This window comes from Paenibacillus thiaminolyticus (assembly GCF_003591545.1).
Lineage (GTDB): Bacteria > Bacillota > Bacilli > Paenibacillales > Paenibacillaceae > Paenibacillus_B > Paenibacillus_B thiaminolyticus_A.
Genome location: NZ_QYZD01000020.1, coordinates 16,387 through 38,143 on the forward strand (window position 1 = coordinate 16,387; position 21,757 = coordinate 38,143).

A 21,757-nucleotide genomic window follows, 5' to 3' on the forward strand; every position below is an offset into this window, starting at 1 on the left:
CTCCTTTACGAAATGAAAAGGCCGCCAACTTGTGTCAGCGGCCATAAGTCATGTCTTGCACTCTATGCTAGTCAATTCCCTTCGGATGTAGTTGCCTCCGCACTGCCTGAATCCTCAGTTTTGTTATCCTCTGCGGCTTTGCCGCTGTCGCCTTCTGCACTTTTTTGGGTCGCTTTGCGCGCTTTCTCCGCTTCTCTGCCCTTTTGCAGCGCTGCCTCGCCTTCCGCCTGGATGGCGGCGGCGGCTTCCTCCACCGTCTTCTTGTTGTCAACCACGGCTTGCATTTCCTTCGCCATAATCTTAGAGAAGTCCTGGTAGAATTCCATCGGCAATTTTACATTCTCTCCGCCCCACATCGATTCGTATTCCGCCTTCGGCCGCAGCAGATAGAACGGCTCCGTGCTTTTGCCCTCAATTTCCTTCATGAACTGGTTCCGTGTCGGCAGACTTCCCCGCGAAGATCGGGAGGCCGCCTTGGCCATTTCCGGCCCGTTCACGAATTTGACGAACTCCCACGCCGCCCGCTTGTTCGGGGAATCCGCCGCGATAGCGAATACCTCGTGCAGGGTCGCGTACGATGATTCATCCGGATTCGCCGGATCGACAGGCGCAGTCACCATGCCCCAGTCGATTTCCTTTGCTTCTTTATCCCACATCATGCGGTTCTTGAATTGGGATACCATCCAAGTTCCATCGAGAATCATCGCGGCCTTGCCTTTGAAAAAGAGATCGTCGTCTCCCATAAATGCAGATTCATTGCTGTCATCCATTCGGGTATAGATTGACTTGTTCCGGATCGCGTCTGTAGCCATCTTTAGAGTCTGCTTCCAGCCATCCGTATCGAAGACGATCTTTTCCCCTTTGGCGTCGAACAAGCGCAGCGAGGAGCCTTGTGCCATTTTATTCAGCAGTTGGTCTACAGAACCGTATCGTTCGTAGTAGCCATAGATTTGATCCTCACCTGATCCGATGCCCGAGAAGCGGCTCGACAGATCGATCAGCTCCTGCCAGGTCATTTTATTGCGCGGCGGTTCGATATTATGCTCCCGGAACAGCCCGGCATTATAGTAGATCACATCCGTATAGAAATTAGGGGCCAATCCGTAGAGCGAACCGCCTCCCTTTGCTCGAATCATATCAATGAGGCCAGGCATAAATCCGTCAAGATCGAATTGCTCCTGAGCAATAACAGCATCCAGATTATAGAGCTTGCCTTCCTGGGCCATCTTCTCTATCGTGGACAAATCAACCATCAATACGTCCGGCTTATGCTTGTCCAGGAACTTCCGCATTTCTTCCCGATAATCGGCATCTTCTTTATCCTGCAATTCCCGGTACATTTCTTGCTGATCGATCACTTCAAATTCAATATCCGGATATTTCACATTAAAACTATTGCCATAATCGGAGTAAAAGTCTTCTTCGCTATAATAGACAACTTTAATTTTCCCCTTGCCGTCCTTCCCCAGCTCCTCTAGCACCGGCTTCTCGCCGAAGCAGCCGCCGAGCATCGCAACGACGAGGGTCAGAAGCAGAGCAATCTTCCATTTCCTTACCACAGTCCGTTCTCCTCCTTTTCCCATTCCAAATTCAGTATATCGGTTGACATAGCCCGGTTCAACCATATACAGGAAACTTTATGTTTTTGTTATGTTTTTGCTAGACTCGATGCCAATTCCTTTACAAATGAAAAAAGCACCACCGAATGATGCCCATTCAGCGGTGCTTGACCTTTTCCTCATCGTTACGTGCGTTTATCCTTGAGCCATTTCGGTGCGCCCTTGTCCTTCTGATCCCGGTGACGCTCCGACTTGGTCTGCGCCTTCCTTGCAGCTCCGGCGGCATCGCGCGCGCCCCGCGGCTTGCGGTTCGGCTTGCCGCCCCGGTTCGCGTTCGGGTCGTGCAGGCGCCCTTCGTAGAAGACGCGCTCGGCGATCGTAATTCCAAGCTCGCGTTCGAACTTGCGCATAATGAACCGCTCTTGCGGTGTAATCAGATTGACGGAGGTGCCTTGGCGGCCCATCCGGCCGGTACGGCCGGCGCGGTGAATATAGTGCTCCGCATCCAGCGCCGGCTCAATGCTGATGACGAGCGGCAGATCCGGGATATCCAATCCTCTGGCCGCGACATCGGTCGCCAGGAGCACCTGGACCTGGCCATCGCGGAAGCGCCGCAGCACGGCTGCCCGCTCCTGCTTCGGCGCATCCCCGTACAGGGAAGCAACCGACAGGCCGACATAGGCCAGCTTCGCCTCCCATTCTCCGATGCGGTTCGTGTCATTCACGAACGCGATCGCCCGCTTCGGGTTCCACAGCCGGATAAGACGGCGGAGCATATCGATCTTGTCCCGTTCAACGGCCACATACAGATGCTGAATCGTGTCCGCCATCCGCTTGTCCGGCTCGATTCCAATCTCCGCCGGCGCCTGCATGAAGCGAGCGGCCAGTTCCCGAACCTCCTGAGGGAGAGTCGCCGAGAAGAAGAGAAGCTGCCGATCGCGCAGCGCGCTGCGTATCGCCATGTCCGTATCGCGGGCTCCGCCCTTCTGCAGCAAATGGTCGACCTCATCCACGACGATCATGCGGACCTCATGCATCTTCAGCTTGCGCATTTCAATCAGTTCCCGGATTCGGCCGGGCGTGCCGACGACAAGCTGCGGCTTGTCTCGCAGCCGCTCCACCTGGCGGTTCAGCGCGGCTCCGCCAATGAGCGCGGCGACTTGAATGCCGCTTCCCTCGCTGTAGTACTCCGCCTCGCGCACGATCTGCATCGCCAGCTCCTGCGTCGGGGCAATGACAACCGCCTGCGTACCTCGATGGGAGGCGTCTATTTTCATCAATACCGGCAAGAGGTAAGCCAGGGTCTTGCCTGTTCCGGTCTGCGACTGGGCCAGGATATCACGGCCCTCCAGCCCTGCCGGAATCGCTTCCGCCTGTACGGGAGACGGAGCGGTAATGTCTTTCGCTTGAAGCTTGGCTAACAATTCCTCGGTAATCAACAAGGAAGCAAACGTGGTGCTCAACTGCATCGTTCCTCTCTATGACATGACATCCGTTCATGTATGTATATCTAACTCAACTGCGGTATCCATGGCTCTATTATAGCGAAAAGAAGCGCCGCCACCAAACTTTTCGTCCTTGACCGGCCCGTCTTGACGGCGAAATGTGGTACAATTAACCATATATGCAGATTATGCGCAATAAATAGGGCGGATCCTGAAGCCGGCCCGAGCCATCGTGATGCATCATCGTCTCTATTTCGTGACATGCTGGAATATAAAATGAAGTATTGAAACAATCGAAGGGACCGCAAATCGCGGAACGTAATCGTGAGGCATTAATCCTGATCGTAACAGGAAAAAGGAGGACCTAATATGAGTGAAGCTGCGCAATCCGCATTCGAACGGTTAGTTGAAAAATATGCCGAGCTGCTGACGGGGCATTCCGATCCGGCCACCGTCGACAAGGTGAAGCGGTGGGCTCTGTATAATCAAATGCATAAGACGATGCCGAACCTGACTCGGCATTGGAACGATGCCCATCCGGAAGGAAAGGCGGAAATACGGGCGCTGTTCGAGGAGATTAAGCTAATGAACGAGGCGCATCGGCAGGGCGGCTCCAGTTCCTGACGCTCTGTGCCGGCTGCTGCGACAAGTCCGCTCCCGCGATACCGCATTCCGTTGCGGCATAGTATGAGCGGACCGGCTGTACTCCTTCCCGAGCCGATAACATTCGTTCAGCGCCCATAGCGGCGCTTATTTTTTGTTCAGCAATCTGGCTGCGATTCGATTGGATATGCGGGGAAAGAAAGAATAGAGGCGCATTCCCAAGGCTCCCAGCCACGGCAGGTCGACTTCCTGTCTGCGCGTCTCCATGATGCGAAGCAGGTGGCGCACCACCTTCTCCGGCGGCATCATGAACCAGCGGACATTATTCACATACTGACCGGAAGGATCGGCCAGTTCGAAGAAGGGCGTATCGACAGGTCCCGGATTGACGGCCGATATGGCCACGCCAGTTCCCGCCAGCTCCATCCGCAGCGCATTCGTGAACCCGAGCACGGCATGCTTCGTCGCGCTGTAGCCGGCAGACTTGGGAGAGCCGATCTTGCCTGCCATAGAGGCCATATTCACGATATGACCGTCGCGGCGTGCCAGCATATGCGGGAGCACCGCCTTCGTGCAGCGCACAACCCCCATATAATTAACGTCCATCATGCCGACGAATCGGGTCACGCTCATGTCCGTAACGCGCTCGAATTCCCCGTATCCCGCATTGTTGAGCAGGATGTCGATACGTCCGAACCGCTCCAGGACATCGGCTACGACACGTTCCACGTCATCGTCGCTCGTCACGTCCATCGTATAGACGGCATGCTCCGCTGTTATGCCCAGAACGGCAGCCTCTAGCTTGTTCCGCGAACGTCCCGTCAACACCGGAACGGCTCCTTTGGCCGCGACGGCTTGGGCGGTCAGAGCCCCAATGCCGCTCGACGCTCCAGTGATGAGCACAATTTTCCCTGTCCAATCCATTTCCTGCTGCTCCTTTGGCGCTGCCTCGCCTGCAGTCCGCCATTCCTGGCGCTGCAGCTCGCCGCAGACCTTGCATCATGCGTCAGGATACAACACTGACCTTATCACTATATCCGAAATGCATGAGCACATCAAATCGTCCAATGTCTCCAATAATGAGCGGCACCGCCATCGCCTGTTGAATCGGTCCCGAGTTGGAGGGGAGCAACAATTGAGGCGGCGTGATATCAACGTGCAGCCCTTGATTGAACATCAACGTCGTCGCATTGCCGCTAATCATATTCCCCAGCTCCGAAATCGCACTTTCTCCAATAGCGTCAAGCACTTCCAGCGGGAAGCCTCCCATCATCGCAGAAGCCATCTTAATGGCAACATCTTCATTTAATCCGAACGCCACATGGCCCGATAATTGCCCTGTCATCCCTATCTGGATACGAAAATCATGAGACCCGCTCCAAGCTAGCATCTCAAGCTCTCCCCGTTCCGGACGGACTTGCACGACTTGCTCAATGACTGTGCACGCCGATTGCAAAAAAGGATGAATCCACTCGGCTTTCATCTTTGTATCTTTCGCCCCTTTCCGACAATAAGGGAGTGATGTCCGAACCCCATTCGAACGTCCTACCTACCCACTTTTATATGACTATTATACTAAAAACACTCGCATCGATCACTAAAACATTTATCTCAATTTCATTAATTTTATTTATATAGCTCCGAGCATAAAGAACGAGTCCCGCAGCTTTATTTTTGCTATCAACCGCTGGCTTTTACTTCTGCAATCGTGGATAACGCTGTTCTGAAGAGATTAACGCCGTTTCAATCAAGCTATCGTTCATGACCAAAGACCTAATCTTCAAGCAAAACATGAAATGAAAAATTATACAGCAAAAAACTCCCTTCTATTTATAATAGGTATTAAGAAAGACCTTTTTTAGGGCGATAAATAAAATAGAGAGGATGTCGAATTTCCTTTAATAATGTCGAATCTGTTTGCGCAAACAGCTTAGAGGAGGGCCAGCTATGTTAAAAAGTATTAAAATGAAACTGATTCTTGCCTTTTTAGTTACGATCCTGATTCCGATTTCAATTATTGGCATTATTGTGAATAACAGTATGATCAAGGAAATCACCGCTTCATTCGTAACATCGACGACCAACGAAATCTCGCAGGTAGACGGCCGAATGTCGCTTTTTTTCGACACGGTGAAAGAAAATGTAAAGTTTCTGGCGGACAGCCCGATCATCAATCAAGCGGATGACAGCATCACCTCGTATATGAAGCAGACGAAGAACATAAAATCGACATTTGCGCAAAACGGCGGCATTGAGAGTCAAATCTATAAGGAATTTGAGCGCTTTGCCAACACGCATCCGAACACCTCTGCCGTGTTTTTGGCGGCTAATCATGGCGGTTACGTCCAGTGGCCGGAGAAAGAAATGGCGGCCAAGTATGACCCGCGCACCCGCCCTTGGTATGCGAATGCGATGGCGAATCCGGACTTGGTGACGATTACCGATCCGTATGTCGATTCGGTTACGGGCAAGTTGAATATGAGCAGCGTCACAGTCGTCCATGACGACAACGGCAAGCCGCTGGGCGTAATCGGACTGGATACGAGCCTCGACAAGCTGGCCGAACAGCTTCAGAGCATCAAAATCCGGGAGACCGGCTATGTCGTTCTCCTCTCCAAAGACGGAACGATTCTCGCTGACCCCCGCAATCCGGAGCTGATCTCCAAAAATATCGCGGACATCGGCGTGCCCGAATTTGCCGATATCAAAGAAAAAGATGCGGATCACTTCGAGATTGAAGTCGATGGCACGCAATACATGACCAACTTGTATTCGTCGCAGACGACAGGGTGGAAATACTTATCTATCGTTGAAAAAAGCGAGCTGACGAAGGAAGCCGACAAGATCGCAAGGATCAATCTGATCACCAGCTCGATATGCGCCATCTTCTCCGTGCTGCTGGCGCTTGGGATGGCATTGAGCATAACGAAGCCGATTCAGACCGTCGTCGCCAGTCTGAAGGAGATCAGTGCCGGGGATTTCACGGGCGAGGTCCCTGCCCATATTCGGCGGAAAAAGGACGAAGTCGGCGTGCTGGGGCAGTCGCTGCAAGTGATGCAAGCCTCCATCCGCCAGCTTGTCGGGGAGATACGCAGCGCCGCGCATACATTGGCCGACTCTTCGAAGCAGTTGTCCGACCACACGGCCGCGAGCACGGCTCAGATTCAAGAAGTAGACTCGATCGTCAAGATCGTCGCGAGCGGCGCCGAGACGCAGATGCGGGGCACAGAGGAAGGAGCCAAGGCGATGGAAGAGATGGCCATCGGCATTCAGCGCATCGCGGAAAGCACAACCAACATTTCCGAGACGTCCATCGATACGACCGACCAAGCGAAGCAGGGCAACATGCTGCTCCAGGAAGCGGTACAGCAGATGAATACGATCGATGAATCGGTGAAGCATTCCGGGGGATTGGTGCAGACTCTCGGCGAGCGGTCGGAGCAGATGGCCCATATCGTCGATGTCATCACCCAGATCGCATCACAGACGAACCTGCTTGCGCTCAATGCGGCGATTGAAGCATCCCGGGCCGGAGAACATGGCCTAGGCTTCGCCGTCGTCGCTCATGAAGTCAGGAAGCTGGCGGAGCGCTCGGCCGAATCCGCCCGTGAAATCTCCGACCTGATCGAGTTGACGAGACATGATGCGCGCAAAGCCGTGGAATCGATGGATCTCGTGCGGGACAGCGTCACCGACGGCATTGAAAAGGTGCAAAATTCGGGCACGACCTTCGAACGCATCTTAACGGACATTACGGACATCGCAGGCCAGATTCAGGACACGTCGGCCGTGACGGAAGAAATGTCCGCCGGCTCCGAGGAAGTGCTTGCTTCCGTGAATGAGATTGCACACATCGCTGAGAAGAACGCGGAGCATGCCACGAATCTGGTGAAGTTCACGGATCAGCAGCTGCTCGATATGGACGCACTGCTGAATAACGCGGAGCAGCTTAATCAAATGGCGCAAACGCTGAACCAGATGATAAGCCGCTATAAAATATAAGAGAACGCAGAAAGGGGGCTGTCTCACAAGTAGTGTTTCACTACAGTGAGACAGTCCCCCTTGATTCTCAGAGCTCGACTCGCCGAAAAACGGCAAACTACACTTTTCCTTTATGACGTGTACTCCGTTACGGGGACGCAGCATTTCACTGCTTCATCTATCTTCCACCGTTTTCCGCGCCGCCGTTTTCCCCGCATCCACATTCCCTGTTAACTCGTCATCTCAATCGTTTTGCAGTGCCTGTGAGACACTCCCCTTGTTCGAGTCTCATGAACTTCGGCTTGTCCTTTATTTGTCCAGCAATCCCCGCTGCATCGCTTTCCACACCAACTGGGAGAACAGACTGTTCGACCAGGCGAACCACGGGCGGGTGAAGATGGCCGGATCATCCGCGTGGAAGCCTTCATGCATGAAGCCGGTATCGGCATCGGTTGCTTCCAGTGTGCCGATGAGCGACACGATCTCCTCATCGCTGATCGCGGTCAAGCCCTGCATCGAGAGCGCCATATGCCATATATAGCCGTCCGGCGTATGCGGGCTGCCGATTCCCGAGGCGGCCTTGCCTTCGAAGTAGTACGGATTCTCCTTGCTCAGAATGAAGCGGCGCGTATTCTGGTAGATCGGATCTGCTGCGTCCGTATAGCCGAGATACGGAATCGACATCAGACTCGGCGTCCCCGCGTCGTCCATCAGGCAGAAGTTGCCGAAGCCATCTGTCTCGTACACGTACATTTTGCCGTAGGTCGGGTGATTGCAGGTGCCGTATAGCTGGATGCCGTGCTCGATTTCTTTTTCGAGCTTGTGCATTTCCTTCACGAACGCTTCGTCGCGGAAGCCGTACTTCGCAATCTCCTGCATCTGCCGGAGCGAGACGGCCGCGAACATGTTGGAAGGAATATTGTAATGGAAATCGCAGGCATCGTCGCTCGGACGGAAGCCGGACCACGTCATCCCCGTATAGTTGACCGGCATGCCAAGGCCGTCGTTGCGCAGCGTATCGATATCCGGGCAATTCTCGCGCATGAAGCGGTACGGTGATTGCTCGAAATGGCGCTGTTCCGTCTTCCAGACGTCGACGATTTTGCGCATGGCGGATTTGAAGTTCGAATCCAAAATATCGGTGCGCCCTGTTTCTTTCCAATACATATAAGCGAGACGAATCGTGAAGCACATCGAATCAAGCTCATATTTGCGTTCCCATACCCATGGGGACATATCGGTCTGGTCATTCGCATCCCAGTGCCAGTCGTTCGGGCCTTCATTGAATGCGTTCGCATACGGATCGATATTGATATAGAACATATGGCGCTTAATCAGGCCGCCGATGATGCGCTGCAAATCGGCGTCATCCTTGGCGAACGGGACATAGTGAATGACTTGCTCCACCGAGTCGCGCAGCCACATAGCCGGAATGTCTCCGGTCAGCACAAAGGTCGTGCCGTCCTCCAGCAGCTTCGTCGTCGTCTCCAGCGTATTCGGGAAGCAGTTCTTGAACTGCTTCAACAGCTTCGGGCGATGCGCCAGCTTCTGCTCGGCCTCCGCCAGCACCTGCTTCACCGCTTGGGGAAGCTCGAACTTCGGCACGTCGATTTTGGGCAATCGGAATTGTTCCATCTTGGGTATCCTCCACCTGTTCCACTTGATGTATATATGGGATGATATGCGCCGGCACGGACAGCGGGAAGAGCGAAGTCATTCGTCTGCCTTGTCCTGCCCGCGGCTCTTCTTAGTTTACATGCAAATGCGGGTTATCGCTACCCTCTGCTCCGGAACTTCATCAGCTTATCGCAAATGAATCCGCGAACGGGTCGCCAACCTGCCTCATCCACGCCTGCATCGCCTCGTCCAGGCGGCGGATATGCTGCTGCATCTCCGGCTCGTGCGCCAGATTGCGCAGCTCTCCGGGATCTTCCAGCAGGTCGAACAGCTGCACCATATCCGTACCTTCGCCGGTGACGCCGGACTTCCGGTAGCGAATGAGCTTGTAGCGTTCGTCCTTCACCATCCGCTGCGTGTCCTTGTACAGCGCATAGACGGTATTCCGCTCTGCGCCGGCTTCGCCGCGCAGCAGGCCTGCCATGCTGTGTCCTTCCACGGACGCAGGAACAGGAATGCCGGCCAGCTCGCATAAGGTCGGATAAATATCCATCTGATACACTTGCCCGCGTATCGGCCCCTTGGCCGGCACGCCAGGCCCTGCCATCAGCCACGGGATGCGGATGCTGTGTTCGTACAGATTCTGCTTGCCCATCAGACCATGCTGCCCGACGGCGAGCCCGTGGTCAGACGTATAGACGACGATGGTGTCATCCCTTCGTCCGGTCTCCTCCAGCGTCTGCATCAACCGCCCCATCTGCGCATCCATATGGGTGATCATCGCGTAATAATCGGCGATATGGCGCCGGACTTCTTCCTTCGTGCGCGGCAGGCCCGCGAGCCCTTCGTCCCGGACATGCATCTCTCCATTGTCAAAAGGATGCTCCGGCAAAAAATTGCCGGGCACGGTGACGCGGCCGCCCTCATATTGCGACGCATACGGCTCGGGTGCCGTCCGCGGATCATGAGGAGACGTATAGGCGACATAGAGGAAAAACGGTTCCTCCCGGTCATACCTCCGGATGAACGCCTCCGCTTCCTCCGTGAAAAGCTCGGTCGAGAAGGTGCTCTCGACGGTGCGCTGGGAGGACGCATAGCTTCCCGTCGGATCATAGTTATAGACAGGGACCTCCCGATGATGGCTCATTCCGCCGAAGAAGATGCGGTTGCCGCCGGCAAAGCTGCGGTTGAAGCTGGCTGTGTCATTATGCCACTTCCCGACCGCATACGCATAGTAACCGTGCTGTTGGAACGTCTCGCCCAAGGTGTGCTTCTCCGGAGACAGCGTCATCTTCTCCACCGTGTCGCCCAGCTCCTGCTTCACCGTCGCCCCGAATATCGAGGAGCCGGTGTTCAGGCACGCTCGGCATGGCGAGCATACCGCTCCGTCCATCCCGCCAATGATGTTCGTGCTCTGGTAGCTGACGCCGCGCTCGGCCAAGCGGTCCAGCGTCGGAGTCAGCACCTCGGGGTTGCCGTGCGCCCGAATCGACTCATAGCGGTGGTCATCGGCGACGAGCACGATCACATTCGGCCGCCGCGCGGAATGCTTATCCATCATTCATCCGCCCCTATCTGCTCATTATGTTCGTTAGACGGGGGTCCGTTAGCCTTTGACGGCCCCCGCCGTCATCCCTTGCATAATTTTCTTATAGAAGGCGAGATAAGTCAAAATGACCGGCAATACGACGATAACCATCGCGGCCATCATTTGCGGATAGTTCACGGTGAACTGTCCGTTGAAATTCGTCAGACCGACCGGCAGCGTCCGCAGCTCCGGGCTCTTAATCAGCACGAGCGCGAACGGGAACTCGTTCCAGGCGCCCAGGAAGTACAGGATGATGGCCGTCGAGATGACGGGAAGACACATCGGAAGCACGATCGTAAGCACCCGCCGCGTCGTGCTGCTTCCGTCAATCGCCGCCGCTTCCTCAACCTCGAGCGGAACCGATTTGATGAAGTTCTCGAACAGGAATATCCCCATCGACAGGTTGAAGGCAACATACGGCAGCACAAGCGTTATCCGCTTATCGAGCAGCCCAAGCGCCTTGAACTCGACGAAGACCGGGATAAGCAGCCCGTGAATCGGAATGAGCATCCCTGCCAGGAACATGAAGTAGACCAGATTGCGTCCCGGGAACTCGAAGCGCGCCAAAATATAGGCGGCCAGGAAGCTCAGGACGACCGTGAAAATAACCGTCAGCACCGTGACGAATACACTGTTCACGAAATACGTATCCATTTTCCCGATGCGGAAGGCGTCAATATAGTTCTGGAAATTAAGCGACGTTGGCAATGAAATAATATTCACATTGAATTCCTGCTGGGTCTTCAGCGAGGAATAGATCATCCAGATGACCGGGAATATGCAGGACAACGACATGACCCACAGAAACAGGTTAATTAAGAACCGCGGAATGAATCGCATCGCTTTAGTCATTGTTCTTCCCTCCAATCAAGCGGCTCAACAGGATAAGGAAGACGCTGAGCACCATAATGCCAATGGAGATCGCACTGCCGTATCCAAGCTTGAACGCTTTGAACGACGTGTCATATGCATATTGCGCCATGACCGTGGAGGAATTGCCCGGTCCGCCTCCCGTCATGACGAAGATGCTGTCGAACGCCTTCATGTTCCCCGCAATACAGAGCATCACGGCAATTTTCATCGTATCCTTCAGCAGGGGCAGCGTAATGTACATCGTCTTCTTGAAGCCGGTGGCTCCATCGATCTCCGCCATCTCGTACACTTCCCCGTTGATGCTTTGCATCGAAGCCATAAATATAATCAGGTAGAAACCGATATATTGCCACACAATCGGTGCTGTTACGGAGTACATGACGACGTTCGGATCGTCCAGCCAAGGCTTGATCCAGGATTCGAGCCCCAGGGAAGTCAACAGCCAGTTCAGCAGTCCCGCATCATTATTGAAGATCATGGACCACAGGAACCCGATGACGACTGAGGACAGGACGACGGGGATAAAGATGACGGTCCGGTGGAATTCGCGCCACTTCACCCATTTGTTCATCAGGAATACCGCGATGACGAACGCGATCCCGATCTGGCCGACGACACTGAAGCCGACAATAATTAAGTTATTGAGAAAAGCGCCCCAGAATTTCGCATCTTGAAGAAGCACCTCGTAGTTGCGGAGCCCGATCCATTCCATCTTCGGTCCGCCCGACCATTTATAGAAGCTGTATCGCAAGGCGAGCACCAGCGGAACAAGGACCATGAACGCGTACAGCAGCACGCTCGGCAGCAAATAGGCGAAAAATGTCCAGCGCTTGGGCCGAATCGCGGAGTTATTCATCACGGCTCTCTCCTCTCTTTTGCATATGCAGAACAATAGACAAGACAGACTCCTCCCGAACATGGCGTTCAGGAGAAGGGTCCGTCCGTCTTCTATCCAACTGTTGCGTCTCTATCTTTGTCTCTTGTTTGTATCTTTGTTATAAGCCAGCTTGTCGTTTAAGCCGGGATTACATTTCGTTCTCGTATTCCTTTTGCATCACTTCAGCCGCTTTTTCCGGCGTCAGCTGACCGATGAGCAATTCCTGCATCGCAGAGTTCATCGCTTCCGTCAGACCCGGGGACAGACGGGAATCGTAGATAGGAACATATTTCGTCGTTTCAAGCAGCTTCACCATTTTTTTGGTGAGCGGGGACAGATCCAACTCGTTGATATTGTCCACCTTGCTGGAAGGAATGTCGCCGTATTTCAGAATGACTTCGGCTGCTTCCTTGTCGGACAAGGTTTTCATCAGCTTGGCGATATCGTCGAGCTTCGACTCGTCGATGTTGGCATTGATGGCATAGGCCCATCCGCCGCCGCCGGATACGCCGTTCTGATCGCCCTTGGCGCCATCGATAGCCGGGAAGACAGCCAATTCCGTCTTGTCCAAAATCTCTTGCGGACCGCCGGTCTCCACCGCGTTGCTCGCCCAGGCGCCTTCGATGAACATCGCCGCCTTGCCGTTGTAGTAGAGTGTCTTCATCTGATTGTTGTCGATCGAGTTCATGTCGTTGTTGAACGATCCGCGCTTGGCCAGATCCTGGAACAACGCCAGCGCTTCCACGAATTCCTTATCCGTGAACTTGGCGCCCTTGTGGTTCGCGAGGCTCTCGAACCATTCCGTTCCGGTGAAGCGATCGCCCAGCGTCGACATGTAGCTGGAGTTCGCAAGCCATTTGCCTTTGTTGCCGAAGGCAATCGGCGTAATGTTCTGAGCTTTCAGGTTGTCGATCAGCTTCAGGAAGTCACCCCATGTTTTTGGGAATTCGGGGAAGCCGGCATTGGCAACCAAATCTTTGTTGTAATAAATAACATGGGTCGGTCCGCCCGAAAATTGAATGCCGTATGTCTGGCCGTCGACTTGGTACGTATCGAGCGCGCCGTCTACGAAGCCGTTCTTCCAATCCGGATCTTTATCCAACAGATCGTCAACCGTTCTTACCAATCCGTTCTCGACGAAGGTCGTTACCATCGAGCTCTTCATCAGGAATACGTCCGGCAGCTCGTTGGCAGCGGCCAGCGTCTTAATCTTCGTCTCGTAGTTGTCATGGGACTGAATCTCTTGATCCAGCAGAATGTCCGGATTATCCGTCGTGAACTTCTCGAGCAGCTCCGCTTGATGGAGCCCGCCGCCTTCGGCGTTCTTGTCGAACATGTGCATGAACGTGATCGGATCGGATGGGCCTTTATCCTTGCCCGACTCCGCAGCCGGCTTGGACGAGCCGCAGCCAGCCACCGCTACCGCCAGACAGCTGATCAGCAGAATCGAGGTCCAGCGTTTGATGCCTTTTTTCATTTTTGTACACCCCTTTAAGTTGTGCAATCATTATGTGTGCGACCGTTTACAATTCTAAGTATAGGTAATCAGACCCGGCTCGTAAGTAGAGGATTATATCAAATTATCCGATTTTTTAACCTTCTTCCCGTCTCCTGCGGAACTGTAGCCGGAAGAAGGAAGACGCAAATAAGGCAAAGCCGGCGCCGCCAGCCTTGCCTTATTGTATTCTGCCCCATCAGCCGCATCATTTCTCCTGCCCGCTCTGCCGCTACAATTCATTGCGGTACTGCTTCGGAGTGATGCCGGTATATTTTTTGAAGATATGCGCGAAATATTTATAGTCATTATAACCTACTCGCTCGGCGACCTCGTATACCTTGAGCCCGACATCCTTCAGCAGTTGCTTCGCCTTCTCCACCCGGAGCTTGTTCAACCATTCCGAGAAATGCTCCCCCGTCTCTTCCTTAAAGACACGGCTGAAATAATTCGGGGTGACATAGACCTGACCGGCCACGTCCTCCAGCTTCAAATCCTGGGCATAGTGCTCCTGCATATACTGGATCGCCACCGCGACGATATTGCGGTAGCGCCCGGTCTTGTGGCGGGTAAGATGAGCCACGAAGGAATCGAAGATACGGCCGACCCAACTCCGCAGATCGAAGATCGTCTCGTACTTGTGAACCTCCTCGTACGGGCGCAGCAGGACCGGCTCCAGCTCGCCGCGCTGCACCCCCATCTGCTCCACATGATTCGTCGCCAGCACGATCAGCTTCACGCACAGCGACCGCACATGCGGATAAGATGCGCCCGCTTCCGCAAAATGCCGGAACCAGGTGTCGAGCCGATCCTGTATGCCGGCGGTATCCAACGCCGTTAGACATTGAAGCAGCTCGGCTCCCTCCTTGGCGGATACGAACATCGGCTCATCATTGTCCGCGTGCTCCCCCGGCTGGAAGGGGATGACCTGCCCCTTGCCCCGGTACGCCTTGCCCGACAGAGCGTTAAGCGCTTCGATCATGCTCTCGTTCACCTGATGGAGCGAAGGAACGACGCTTCCGATGCCGATGGTGACAGATACTTTGACAAAGCGGCGGATGCAATCGCTCAGCTCCTCGCACAGGGACAGGATACGGTGCCTGTTCATCCTATTGACGTTGAGCAGAATCGCGATCGAGCTTTCATCCATTTGGCAGAGGCAGCTCGGATACCGTTCCGTCAACAGCTCGTCCGCCACATTGTATAGTGCGAACATAAGCAGCTCCTTCTCCCGGTCTGACGCCTGGCCCATTAGGAGCAAGTAATCGTCAATATCGACGACGGCAACGGCATATTCCGGGCCTTCGAGCGTAATCTGAAGCTGGCGCGCCCGATCCAGCATCTCCTCATCAAGCTTCGCCTCTCCCTGCAGGAGACGGAGCAGCCATTTGCTCTGGATGAACGGCAGGCTCTCGCGCAGCAGCATGCCTTTATTCCGCTCATCATAAGAGCGATCCCGCTCCTCATGAATCTGATCGCCCAGCTTGAGCATCAGCTTCGTTAAGTCCTCGGCGCCGACCGGCTTGGTCAAATATTCGCTGACGCCGATTTTGAGCGCCTGCCGCGCATAGTCAAAATCATCATATCCGGAGACGATGATGATCTTGACATGCGGCTCCCGTTCGCGCAGCGCCGCAGCCAAGGCGAGTCCGTCCATGACCGGCATCCGGATATCCGTCATGACGATATCGGGCTCCAGACGGCCAGACAGCTCCAACGCCTCCTGCCCGTTCTTCGCTTCGCCGACGATCTCGATGCCGAGCTGCTCCCAATCGATGGACGTTCGTATGCCTTTGCGGATAATCATCTCATCGTCAACGATCAATACTTTGATCATGTCCCTGTTCATGCTGGCTTGCCCTCCCCGTAGCGCCAAGGCTGGATGATTTCTGCGATCGTCCCGCCTTCCTTCCTGTTCATGAAGGTTACCCCGTACTCCTGACCATAATAGAGCTGGATGCGGTCGTTCACGTTCTTGATCGCGAACCCCCGGTTATTGCCGCCGCTCTCGCGCATCAGCCGTTCCATCTCCGCGATATCGACCCCGGTGCCCGTATCCTCAATACGGAAGACGAGCTGTTCGTCCCGCCGGAAGATGCGAACGCGGATCGTTCCCGGTTCGCCCAGCTTCTCGATGCCGTGAACGATCGCGTTCTCGACAAACGGCTGCAAAATAAGCTTCACGGTCATTCCGTTCAGTGTATCTTCTTCATCGACCTCCAGCGCGAAATCGATTAATTCTTCATAGCGCTTGCGTTGAATAATCATATAATTCGTTACGTGATTCACTTCATCCCGCACCGTCGTCTGCTCCTTGCCGCTGTTCAGGCTGAGGCGGAACAGCTTGGAGAGCGCCTCGACGAGCTGCGCCGTGTCGTACGCCTTCTCCATGCGGCTCATCCAGTAGATCGTATCGAGCGTATTATAGAGAAAATGCGGGTTAATCTGCGCCTGGAACGCCTTGAGCTCCGCTTCCTTCTTCTTGAGCTCCGCCTCATAGACGAGATTGATCATCTGATGCAGCCGCTCGTTCATGCGGTTGAAGCTGCGTCCGAGCAGCGCAATCTCATCGTTGCTCCCGATCTCGACCCGACCCTGGAACTGGCCCCGCTCGACCTTCAGCATCAGGCCGCGGAGCTGCCGGATCGGGCGAATTATGCGGCGGGAGAACAGAAGCGCCGTAATGACGCATAGGGCGAAAGAGATCACCATCGCCAGCAGCATCAGCTGCGGAATCGCGCTATTCTCCTGGAGCACTTCATTCAACGGGACCGAGTGGACGATCTGCCAGCCGGACTTGCCCATGCCGGCGTAGGTTACCAGATAGCGTTGACCGCCCATCGCGACCGTATAGTATCCATGACCGCCCCGGGCCTCATTATCGTAGTCAAGCTCCGCCGGGAGCCGGGAATAGACATGCGCATCCCCGGTCGAGGCCAGCACGAGCCGCTCCTCATTGAGCAAATAATAGTTATCCTGCGTACCGATGCGCTGCTGCTTCATTAGATCGCGCACATACGGCAGGTCGATGTTGATCTGAACCATGCCCAGCCGGCGGCCGACATTATTCACATCCCGTATCTCGCGAATGAAGGACAGCATCTCATGCCCGCCCCGCCTCTGGACGAACCAGAGCGGCTTGCCGCGCAGCCGCTTCACCTCATCGAGCATCAGGCCGTCCAAGCCGATGGCTTCAGGCGAGGTAGAGAAGGTCATGCCGTTCTCCCCCCGCAAATATATCGAATGAATGAAATCCTTCATATTGATAAGATGAAGAAAAAAGCGTTCCATGACCGCCTGCTCCTTCGCGATATTGTCCTGCGATTGGGTTCCGCTAAGCAGGAAGCGCCGCACCTCATCCGATTGAATCAGGAACAGCGATGTATCATGCACGTAATCCGTCATGAATTGAATATTCAACCCGACCTGGGTCACGGCATTCAGATCCGACGCCGATACTTTTTGCTCTACGATCTCGGATGATTTCCAATAGGAGAACAGGCCGATGAGCAGAATCGGAATACAGACGAGCAGGACGGTAAATCTCAATATTTTCGACTGCAGACTGACAAAGGGCTTGATGCGCCCCATATGCATCGTCTCCTTTTCCAAGCTTGCATGCGAGGCCATATCCTTCTTCTGCGGCCCGGCATATACATCAACGGTTCCCATTATACAAAAAGGTTGACAACTTTGCCTAGAAAGCGTCATCTTGAACTTAGAAACGGTGTTCAAAAGCGGACTTGGCGAACAGCTCGGGAAGCTGCTATACAGGAGAACGCTGAACTGACAAAGGAGATAGTATTGATGCCGAATGTGTGGACGCATTTGCTATTCGGCCAGGAGGCGCTCGCCGCGGCGGGCCTTGGCCGTTCCATTGAAGAGAACCGAAGCCGGCGGCTGTTCAATCTCGGCTGCCAGGGGCCTGATTTTTTGTTCTACCATCATTTTTTCCCGTGGCAGCCCGCGAGCGTCATGAACGAGCTGGGAAGCGCGATGCATAATGAGCATTGCGGCCCGTTCCTTACCGGTCTGATCCGCGCGGCAAGCCCGGATCTCACCGCCGGGGAGGACAGCCGCTTATACGCGCTCGGCTTCCTGCTTCATCATATTTTGGATCGGAATATGCACCCGTATGTGTTCTCCCGCTCCGGCTTCCGGAAGTGGGATCACCAGCGGTTCGAAGTGTTGATGGATACGCATGTGCTGCAGGAGAAGAGGGGCATTCCTTCGTGGAAAATTCCCGTATGGAAGGAGATCGAGGCAGACCCTTCCTTGCCTGCGGCTGTCATTCATCATTTATCTGAGCTGTCGCGGATCTATTATCCGAAGCTTGCCGCAGGCGTCGCGCCATCTTCGTGGAACGCCGCTTACCGGGCGATGATTCGCGCGCAGAAGCTGTTCCATGATCCGACTGGCGTGAAGCGCCGTCTCGCCGGCAAGCACCTCGATCCGTTCGTCTACCGCAAGGTGACGCCGCCTTACGATGTGATGAATATCGCCCGCCGGCCATGGCTTGATCCGACGGGAAGCGGCGAGCGCTTCACGACGACGGTATGGGAGATGTGGGATACCGCCCGGACGGATGCGGCAGCAGCCTTGGAGGCCGTGAAGAATTATTGGCACGCCCGCAGGACGGAGGGGGCCGACAGCGCGGATGCGCGCCATGCCGATGCCGCCTTGACAGCGGCCATCGGCAACCGCTCGTATGAGACCGGACTGCCGCTGGCTCAGAACCGGGCAATTACCGTCGAGGATCCGATATGGGATGAGGACGACGTCCGTTGAAAGGCCGGCACACACATATTTTTCCGTTTGTTCTCTCACACTAGCCTTGATAGGAGCTGAGGAGCATGAAGAAGGAACAGGAGAATCAAGAGGCAGCTTATCATACATTGACCGCCGATGCGGCCTTGCAGAAGCTTGGCTCGCGCCGGGAAGGCCTTACCGGGCAGGAAGCGGAGCAGCGGCAGCAGCAATATGGGCGCAACATACTCGAGGAGACGGCAGGCCCGTCCCTGCTGGCGAAGCTGCTGGCCCAATTCAAGGACGTCATGATTCTCGTGCTGCTTGCTGCCGCCATCGTCTCCGGCCTGTTGGGCGAATGGACCGACTCGGTCATCATTCTCGTGGTCGTCGTCCTGAACGCCGTGCTTGGCGTCATTCAGGAGCAGAAGGCGGAACAGGCGTTGAGCGCGCTGAAGCAAATGTCTACACCCCATGCCCGCGTCATGCGCGGGGGGCAGGCGCTCGATATTAAGGCCGAAGAGCTTGTCCCCGGCGACATCGTCCTGCTGGAGGCCGGCAATGTCGTACCTGCCGATCTGCGGCTTATCGAATCCGCCTCGCTGAAGATTGAAGAGGCGGCATTGACCGGGGAATCGGTCCCGGTCGCAAAAGGAACGGAGCCGTTAAGTGAAGCCGATCTCGTGATCGGGGATCGCATCAATATGGCCTATATGACAAGCCAAGTCTCTTACGGCCGTGGCCTCGGTGTCGTTACGGCCACCGGAGGCGCCACCGAGGTCGGTTCGATCGCGGGATTTTTGTCGCAGGAAGAGGATGAGGTCACGCCGTTACAGCGCAAGCTGAACGAGCTGGGCAAAACGTTCACCATCATTATCGTGATCGTCGCGGTCGTTATGTTCACCGTCGGGCTTATCGAAGGCAGGGAGCTGTTCGACATGCTGCTCACCTCCATCTCGCTTGCGGTGGCGGCCATTCCGGAGGGCTTGCCTGCCATTGTCACGATTATTTTGGCGCTTGGCGTGCAGACGATGGCCCGACGCAAAGCGATCATCCGCAAGCTGCCTGCGGTGGAGACGCTCGGCAGCACAGATATTATCTGCTCAGACAAGACGGGAACCTTGACGCAGAACCGGATGACCGTCAAAGAGCTCTACGCCGACAATACCCTCCGCTCATCCGGGGAGGAGTGGAGCCGGACTCCCGCGGCCGAACGGTTGATGCAGGTGATGGTCCTCTGCAATGATGCCCGGCTAGCGGATGACGGTGGAGGAACGACGGCCGGAGCGATCGGCGATCCGACCGAGACGGCGCTGATCGACTATGCGCTCCTGAACGGCATCGACAAACGCGAGGCCGAACGGCGCTTCCCGCGCATCGCCGAGCTGCCGTTCGATTCGGAGCGCAAGCGGATGACGACCGTTCATCAGCTGCCCGCTGAGGAGAACGGAGAAGGCGGGAGCCGGTGCCGCATCATGACGAAGGGCGCGCCTGACGTGCTGACGGCCCGATGCACGCACATTCTTCAGGATGGCAGCGTTGTGCCGATGGCAGACGAGCACCTCCAGCGTATCGCCGCCGCCAATAAAGCGATGGCCGACAAGGCGCTTCGCGTGCTGGCCCTCGCCTACCGGGATGCGGAGCGGGTACCGGACAGCCTGACAGTGGATGCCCTCGAGAGCGATCTCGTCTTCGCCGGCCTCGTCGGCATGATCGATCCGCCGCGCGAAGAAGTGAAGGAAGCGGTTCGCATCTGCAAGCTGGCCGGCATTCGTCCGGTGATGATTACGGGCGATCACGGGGACACGGCCGCCGCGATCGCGAAGGAGCTGGGCATCCTCGACAAGGATGGCACCGTCCTGACCGGGGCGGAGCTGAGCCGCATCGATGACGAAGAATTCGAGGCGAAGGTGGAGCAGTATTCCGTCTATGCGCGGGTGTCGCCCGAGCATAAGGTCCGGATCGTGAAGGCGTGGAAGAAGAAGGGCAAAATCGTAGCCATGACAGGTGATGGAGTAAATGATGCTCCGGCCTTGAAGGCGGCCGATATCGGCGTCGGCATGGGCATTACCGGCACCGATGTGGCGAAGGGCGCTTCGGATATGGTGCTGGCGGACGACAATTTCTCGACGATCGTTCTCGCCGTCGAGGAAGGACGGAAGGTGTACAGCAACATCCGCAAGACGATTCAATATTTGCTGTCTGCCAATCTCGGCGAGGTCGTCACCCTGTTCGTGGCGACGATGCTGAACTGGAAAATTCTCTTTCCGATTCATATACTGTGGATCAATCTGGTCACCGACACCCTGCCCGCGCTGGCGCTCGGCTTCGAACGGGCCGAGGAGGACCTGATGAAGCAGGAGCCGCGCCAAGCATCGGCCAGCATCTTCGCCGGCGGAATCGGCGCCAGCATCGTCTATCAGGGACTGCTTGAAGCCTTGCTGACACTGCTAACCTATTACTGGGGACATACGCATTATTCCGAGGATGTGGCGATTACGATGGCCTTCGCCACGCTGGGCTTAATCCAGCTCACGCATGCGTTCAATGTCCGCTCCAACAAGCAGTCGCTGTTCAAGATCGGCTGGTTCACCAACCGGAGGCTAAATATCGCCGTGATTATATCCGGGCTGTTTATCGTGCTCGTCATCGCGCTTCCATTCCTGCGCGATCTATTCAGTGTCGTAGCGTTGAACCGCCAGCAGTGGCTCATCGTCGTCGGCGCATCTCTGTCCATGATTCCGATCGTGGAGATCGTGAAGCTGTTCTCCCGCAGACGGGCAGGCGGCACGAACCGGGGTTAATAAGCCGCAGCACTCTCCGGTATCCGCTTCGACAGGCCTCGAAGCTCCAAGCCAGGAGGGCGTGGCGGCCTAGCTTCAGGAGCGGCACCAAGGGCGTCTGCCGCACTCGCGGCATGACGCCCTTATCTTTTTTCCACGCAATAGTCCGTTTCTGTTACGGTGTCCCGGC

General features: G+C 55.4%; 15 protein-coding genes. 4 read left to right on the top strand and 11 right to left on the bottom strand.

Features of this window, described 5'->3' with window-relative positions; genetic code table 11:
• Positions 1-71: 71 nt before the first annotated feature.
• Together DQX05_RS19690 and DQX05_RS19695 are read right to left on the bottom strand one after the other, a co-directional pair.
• Positions 72-1,559, bottom strand: a complete 1,488-nt coding sequence (locus DQX05_RS19690) for an ABC transporter substrate-binding protein (RefSeq protein ID WP_119795184.1) — start codon at positions 1,557-1,559, stop codon at positions 72-74.
• A gap of 185 nt (positions 1,560-1,744) precedes the next feature.
• Positions 1,745-3,028: a DEAD/DEAH box helicase gene (locus DQX05_RS19695; RefSeq protein WP_119795186.1), complete on the bottom strand. Its 1,284-nt coding sequence runs from the start codon at positions 3,026-3,028 to the stop codon at positions 1,745-1,747.
• Positions 3,029-3,373: 345 nt separating this feature from the next.
• On the opposite strand from DQX05_RS19695, the gene DQX05_RS19700 reads away from it, so the two are divergent.
• The gene (locus tag DQX05_RS19700) at positions 3,374-3,628 is read left to right on the top strand and encodes a DUF2573 family protein (protein ID WP_119795188.1); all 255 of its coding nucleotides are present in this window, start codon (positions 3,374-3,376) and stop codon (positions 3,626-3,628) included.
• 126 nt (positions 3,629-3,754) lie between these two features.
• Here DQX05_RS19700 and DQX05_RS19705 read toward each other — a convergent pair whose 3' ends face one another.
• Positions 3,755-4,531: an SDR family NAD(P)-dependent oxidoreductase gene (locus DQX05_RS19705; protein WP_119795190.1), complete on the bottom strand. Its 777-nt coding sequence runs from the start codon at positions 4,529-4,531 to the stop codon at positions 3,755-3,757.
• Positions 4,532-4,613: 82 nt separating this feature from the next.
• A complete protein-coding gene (locus tag DQX05_RS19710) occupies positions 4,614-5,090 on the bottom strand; it encodes a chemotaxis protein CheX (RefSeq protein WP_119795191.1) in 477 nt (158 codons plus the stop codon).
• A 464-nt stretch (positions 5,091-5,554) separates the two neighbouring features.
• On the opposite strand from DQX05_RS19710, the gene DQX05_RS19715 reads away from it, so the two are divergent.
• Positions 5,555-7,609 (top strand): methyl-accepting chemotaxis protein, encoded by a 2,055-nt coding sequence (locus tag DQX05_RS19715; RefSeq protein WP_119795193.1) that lies wholly within the window; start codon positions 5,555-5,557, stop codon positions 7,607-7,609.
• A 288-nt stretch (positions 7,610-7,897) separates the two neighbouring features.
• Here the strand turns inward: DQX05_RS19715 and DQX05_RS19720 are convergent, their stop codons facing one another.
• The 7 genes from DQX05_RS19720 to DQX05_RS19750 form a co-directional block, all read right to left on the bottom strand.
• A complete protein-coding gene (locus DQX05_RS19720) occupies positions 7,898-9,223 on the bottom strand; it encodes a glycoside hydrolase family 125 protein (RefSeq protein ID WP_119795194.1) in 1,326 nt (441 codons plus the stop codon).
• Between the two features lie 163 nt (positions 9,224-9,386).
• The gene (locus DQX05_RS19725; protein WP_259392128.1) at positions 9,387-10,766 is read right to left on the bottom strand and encodes a sulfatase family protein; all 1,380 of its coding nucleotides are present in this window, start codon (positions 10,764-10,766) and stop codon (positions 9,387-9,389) included.
• Positions 10,767-10,811: 45 nt separating this feature from the next.
• Positions 10,812-11,645, bottom strand: coding sequence for a carbohydrate ABC transporter permease (locus DQX05_RS19730; protein ID WP_119795195.1), 834 nt, complete (start codon positions 11,643-11,645; stop codon positions 10,812-10,814).
• Positions 11,638-12,522 carry a carbohydrate ABC transporter permease gene (locus DQX05_RS19735; protein WP_119795197.1) on the bottom strand — a complete coding sequence of 295 codons (885 nt, stop codon included), beginning with the start codon at positions 12,520-12,522 and terminating at the stop codon, positions 11,638-11,640. The genes DQX05_RS19730 and DQX05_RS19735 overlap by 8 nt, the downstream gene beginning before the upstream one ends.
• A 169-nt stretch (positions 12,523-12,691) precedes the next feature.
• Complete coding sequence (locus tag DQX05_RS19740; RefSeq protein ID WP_119795199.1) at positions 12,692-14,020, bottom strand: extracellular solute-binding protein; 1,329 nt, start codon at positions 14,018-14,020, stop codon at positions 12,692-12,694.
• A gap of 250 nt (positions 14,021-14,270) precedes the next feature.
• Positions 14,271-15,887, bottom strand: coding sequence for a response regulator transcription factor (locus DQX05_RS19745; protein WP_119795201.1), 1,617 nt, complete (start codon positions 15,885-15,887; stop codon positions 14,271-14,273).
• Entirely contained in the window at positions 15,884-17,629 is a 1,746-nt protein-coding gene (locus tag DQX05_RS19750) for a sensor histidine kinase (protein WP_259392129.1), read from the bottom strand. The genes DQX05_RS19745 and DQX05_RS19750 overlap by 4 nt, the downstream gene beginning before the upstream one ends.
• 216 nt (positions 17,630-17,845) lie before the next feature.
• On the opposite strand from DQX05_RS19750, the gene DQX05_RS19755 reads away from it, so the two are divergent.
• Both DQX05_RS19755 and DQX05_RS19760 read left to right on the top strand, forming a co-directional pair.
• The gene (locus DQX05_RS19755; protein ID WP_119795204.1) at positions 17,846-18,826 is read left to right on the top strand and encodes a zinc dependent phospholipase C family protein; all 981 of its coding nucleotides are present in this window, start codon (positions 17,846-17,848) and stop codon (positions 18,824-18,826) included.
• A gap of 65 nt (positions 18,827-18,891) precedes the next feature.
• A complete protein-coding gene (locus DQX05_RS19760; RefSeq protein WP_119795205.1) occupies positions 18,892-21,588 on the top strand; it encodes a calcium-translocating P-type ATPase, SERCA-type in 2,697 nt (898 codons plus the stop codon).
• Positions 21,589-21,757: the final 169 nt, after the last annotated feature.